Origin of the sequence: Pseudomonas sp. PS01297, assembly GCF_029959305.1 — a bacterium.
In the GTDB taxonomy this organism is placed as follows: domain Bacteria; phylum Pseudomonadota; class Gammaproteobacteria; order Pseudomonadales; family Pseudomonadaceae; genus Aquipseudomonas; species Aquipseudomonas helleri.
This window is the reverse complement of the sequence record NZ_JASCPQ010000176.1, coordinates 1-4266: the sequence shown is the minus strand read 5'-3', so window position 1 is coordinate 4266 and position 4266 is coordinate 1. Positions and strand designations below refer to the sequence as shown.

Genomic DNA, 4266 nt, shown 5'->3' with positions numbered 1-4266 from the left:
GAGCTTGCCTCGCGATCTTTTGATCGTTTAAAAGATCGCGAGGCAAGCTCGCTCCTACAGAAAAAAACAACAATAAAAAATGAGGCCGTGCGATATGACCACCACCCCGCTTCCGGATGTCACTGACATCGAGCAACAAACGATCAAGCGCGTCACCAAGCGCATGATCCCCTTTCTGATCCTCCTGTTTGTGGTCGCCTTTCTGGACCGCAACAACGTCGGTTTCGCCGCCCTGCGGATGAACGACGACATCGGTATCAGCCAGACCCTGTATGGCCTGGGTGCCGGTATTTTCTTCCTCGGTTACTTCATCTTCGAAGTGCCGAGCAACGTCTTGCTGCACCGCTACGGCGCCCGCGTGTGGATCGCCCGGATCATGGTGACCTGGGGCATCATCGCCGGGGCCATGGGCTTTTTGCAGACGCCGGTGCACTTTGTTTCGCTGCGTTTTCTGCTGGGCATCGCTGAAGCCGGGTTCTTCCCGGGGGTGATTTACCTGCTGTCGCTGTGGTTTCCGAGCCGCTACCGGGCACGCATGATCGCCACCTTTTACCTCGGCGTACCCATCGCACAAGTGATCGGCGCACCGCTGTCGGTGGGCCTCATGGAAATGGGCGACGCACTGGGCTTCGTCGGCTGGCGCCTGATGTACATCGTCGAAGCCGTACCGGCGGTGATTCTCGGCGTGGTCTGCTACTTCTACCTCACCGACCATCCGCGTCAGGCCCACTGGCTGACCGATGCGCAGCGCAACTGGCTGATCAACACCCTGGAGCATGAAGAGCGCAACAAACCGCTGGTGGTGGGTATCCAACCGAGCAAATGGGAGATGATCCGCAAGGCGTTGTCCAGCCGTCAGGTATGGCTGCTGGCGCTGGTGTACTTCGGCATCACCTCGGGCTCCAACGCCATGAACTTCTTTATGCCCACCGTACTGGCCTCGTTCCGTGGCTCGTTCGGGCTGGAAATCGGCCTGATGCAAAACGGCCTGATCACTGCCATCCCTTACGCCTTGGCCGCTGTTGCCATGATCTGGTGGAGCCGTCGTTCGGACCGCCTGCAAGAACGTCACTGGCACGCCGGTGGTGCCGCCATGCTCGCTGCTGTGTCCATCGCCGTGGCGCTGTGGCTGAACCAGCCGTGGATCATCGTGATCGGCTTTATCCTGCTGGCCATGGGCGTTTACAGCGCGATCAACGTGTTCTGGGCCGTGCCAGGGCAAGTGCTCACTGGCCTGGGCGCTGCCGCCGGGATTGGCCTGATCAACTCCATCGGTAACCTCAGCGGCTTTATCGGCCCTTACCTGACCGGTTACCTGTTCAACGTGACCGGCAGCTACACCCCGGGCTTCCTGGTGATTGCCGCACTGGTCGGCGCCGGTGGTCTGGGCATGGTGTTGATGCCACGTAACAAGGTGTCGCTGGGCAACGCAGCCGGCGCAACCTCTGCAACCGTAGGAGGCAAGGCATGAGCCTGCAAACCGTAGCGTTTATTGGCACCGGGATCATGGGCAAGCCCATGGCCCGCAACCTGTTGCACGCCGGCTACCCGGTACGGGCCTGGAACCGCTCGGCGGCCAAGGCCGAGGAATTGTCCGCTCAGGGCGCCGAGGTGTTTGCCACCCCGGCCGAGGCGGCCGAAGGCGCTCAGGTGCTGATCTGCATGCTCAGCGATGGCCCGACCTGTGACGAGGTGCTGTTTGGTGAAAACGGCGCCGCCAAAGCCCTGGCGCCGGGCGCGCTGGTGGTGGTGATGAGTTCGATCCCGGTCGACACCGCCGTCGAACACGCCCGGCTGAGCGCCGAACTTGGCTTGCGCTACCTCGACGCCCCGGTGTCGGGGGGCGAGCGCGGGGCCCGTGAAGCGAGCCTGGCAATTATGGTCGGCGGCGAAACCGCCGCCTTCGAACAAGGCCGCGCCGTGCTGGCGGCCATGGGCCGCCCGGTGCATGTCGGCCCGGCCGGCACCGGTGAGCTGTCAAAACTGGTCAATCAACTGATCGTGGCCAGCACCATCGCCACCGTCGCCGAAGGCCTGCTGCTGGCCGAGCGCGGCGGCGCCGACCCGTCCAAGGTGCATGAAGCCTTGATGGGCGGTTTTGTCGATTCACCGATCTGGCGTCAACACGGTCAGCGCATGCTGACCAACGACTTCACCCCCGGTGGCCCGGCCAAATGGCAACTCAAAGACACCCGCACCGCCCTCGCCCAAGCGCACAAGCTCGGCTTGTCGCTGCCGGTGGCCAGCCTCGTCGACGGGCTGTTTGCCGCCATGGTCGAGGCCGGTGACGGCGAGCTTGATCACGCCGGATTGATCCGCCAGTTACGCCGCAACAACACTTTGCCTGAATAAAAATAATTTGCTGGAGCCTGCCATGACCGAATCCACCCCACGCCGCCTGCGCAGCCAGTTATGGTTCGATGATCCCAGCCATGCTGACCTCACCGCGCTGTACGTTGAGCGCTACATGAACCAGGGCCTGACCCGCGCTGAACTGCAATCGGGGCGACCGATTATCGGCATCGCCCAGACCGGTAGCGACCTGACCCCGTGCAACCGTCATCACATTGAACTGGCCAAGCGGGTCAAGGATGGCATCCGCGATGCGGGCGGGATCCCGATGGAATTCCCGGTGCACCCGATTGCCGAGCAGTCACGCCGCCCGACCGCCGCACTGGACCGCAATCTGGCCTATCTGGGCCTGGTTGAAGTGCTGCACGGCTACCCGCTGGATGGCGTGGTGCTGACCACCGGCTGCGACAAAACCACCCCGGCGTGCCTGATGGCCGCCGCCACCACCGACTTGCCGTCCATCGTGCTGTCCGGCGGGCCGATGCTCGACGGTTGGCACAAAGGCCAGCGCATCGGCTCCGGCACGGTGCTGTGGCATGCGCGCAATTTGCTCAGTGCGGGCGAGATCGACTACGAAGGGTTCATGACCCTGACCACCGCCTCGTCGCCCTCAGTGGGCCACTGCAACACCATGGGCACCGCGCTGTCGATGAACGCGCTGGCCGAAGCGTTGGGCATGTCGTTGCCGGGTTGCGCGAGCATTCCGGCGCCGTACCGCGAGCGCGGGCAAATGGCCTATGCCACCGGCATGCGCATTGTCGATCTGGTGCGCGAAGACGTGCGCCCGTCGCAGATCATGACCCACGCTGCCTTCGAAAACGCCATCGCCGTGGCCTCGGCCCTCGGCGCCTCCACCAACTGCCCGCCGCACCTGATCGCCATCGCCCGCCACAGCGGCATCGACCTGTCGCTGGACGACTGGCAACGCGTCGGTGAAGACGTGCCGTTGCTGGTCAACTGCATGCCGGCCGGTGAATACCTGGGCGAAAGCTTCCACCGTGCGGGCGGCGTTCCGGCGGTGATGCACGAACTGGACAAAGTCGGCCGTCTGCACCGCGATTGCCTGACCGTGAGCGGCCGCAAAATGGGCGAAGTGGTGGCCGATTGTGTGACCGGCGACCGCGACGTGATCCGCTCCTACGAAGACCCGTTGATGCACCGCGCAGGCTTTATCGTGCTCAGCGGCAACTTCTTCGACAGCGCGATCATGAAGATGTCGGTGGTCGGTGAGGCGTTTCGCAGCACCTACCTCAGCGACCCCGAGCAGCCCAACAGTTTTGAAGCGCGGGCCATCGTCTTTGAAGGCCCGGAAGACTATCAGGCGCGCATCAACGACCCGTCGCTGGACATCGACGAGCGCTGCATTCTGGTGATTCGCGGCTGCGGCACTGTGGGCTTCCCCGGCAGTGGCGAGGTGGTCAACATGACCCCGCCGTCCGCCATGATCAAGGCCGGTATCGATTCGTTGCCATGCATGGGCGACGGTCGCCAGAGCGGCACCTCGGCCAGCCCGTCGATCCTCAACATGTCCCCGGAATCGGCGGTGGGCGGCGGCTTGTCGTTGCTGCGCACCGGTGACCGCCTGCGCGTCGACCTCAATGCGCGCAGCGTCAACCTGCTGGTGGACGAAGCCGAACTCGACGAACGCCGCAAAGAACCGCTGCCACCGCTGGCCCCGTCGCAAACCCCGTGGCAGGAACTGTACCGCCAACTGGTCGGCCAGTTGTCCACCGGCGGCTGCCTGGAACCGGCCACCCTGTACTGGCGCGTCATCCCGGAAAACGGCCCGCCGCGCCACTCTCACTAACCACACGCCCCCTTGTAGCCGCTGCCGAGGTACGAGGCTGCGATGGGTTGCGAAGCGACCCCAGAGAGCGGTCCTGCGGCCCGCATCGCAGCCTCGTACCTCGGCAG

At 64.0% G+C, this 4266-nt stretch carries 3 protein-coding genes; all 3 read left to right on the top strand.

Going from position 1 to position 4266, the window contains the following annotated elements:
- Positions 1–94: 94 nt before the first annotated feature.
- From QMX84_RS25840 to QMX84_RS25830, 3 genes are read left to right on the top strand one after another with little or no spacing between them, the layout of a single operon-like run.
- The gene (locus QMX84_RS25840; RefSeq protein ID WP_048389518.1) at positions 95–1471 is read left to right on the top strand and encodes an MFS transporter; all 1377 of its coding nucleotides are present in this window, start codon (positions 95–97) and stop codon (positions 1469–1471) included.
- Complete coding sequence (locus QMX84_RS25835; protein WP_048389517.1) at positions 1468–2352, top strand: NAD(P)-dependent oxidoreductase; 885 nt, start codon at positions 1468–1470, stop codon at positions 2350–2352. The genes QMX84_RS25840 and QMX84_RS25835 overlap by 4 nt, the downstream gene beginning before the upstream one ends.
- 22 nt (positions 2353–2374) lie before the next feature.
- Positions 2375–4159, top strand: coding sequence for an IlvD/Edd family dehydratase (locus QMX84_RS25830; RefSeq protein WP_282365106.1), 1785 nt, complete (start codon positions 2375–2377; stop codon positions 4157–4159).
- Positions 4160–4266 lie beyond the last annotated feature (107 nt).

Bases quoted from the DNA above. Each gene is read 5' to 3' on its own strand.
- QMX84_RS25835 (WP_048389517.1), top strand. From the start codon at position 1,468: ATGAGCCTGCAAACCGTAGCGTTTATTGGCACCGGGATCATGGGCAAG.
- QMX84_RS25830 (WP_282365106.1), top strand. From the start codon at position 2,375: ATGACCGAATCCACCCCACGCCGCCTGCGCAGCCAGTTATGGTTCGAT.
- QMX84_RS25840 (WP_048389518.1), top strand. From the start codon at position 95: ATGACCACCACCCCGCTTCCGGATGTCACTGACATCGAGCAACAAACG.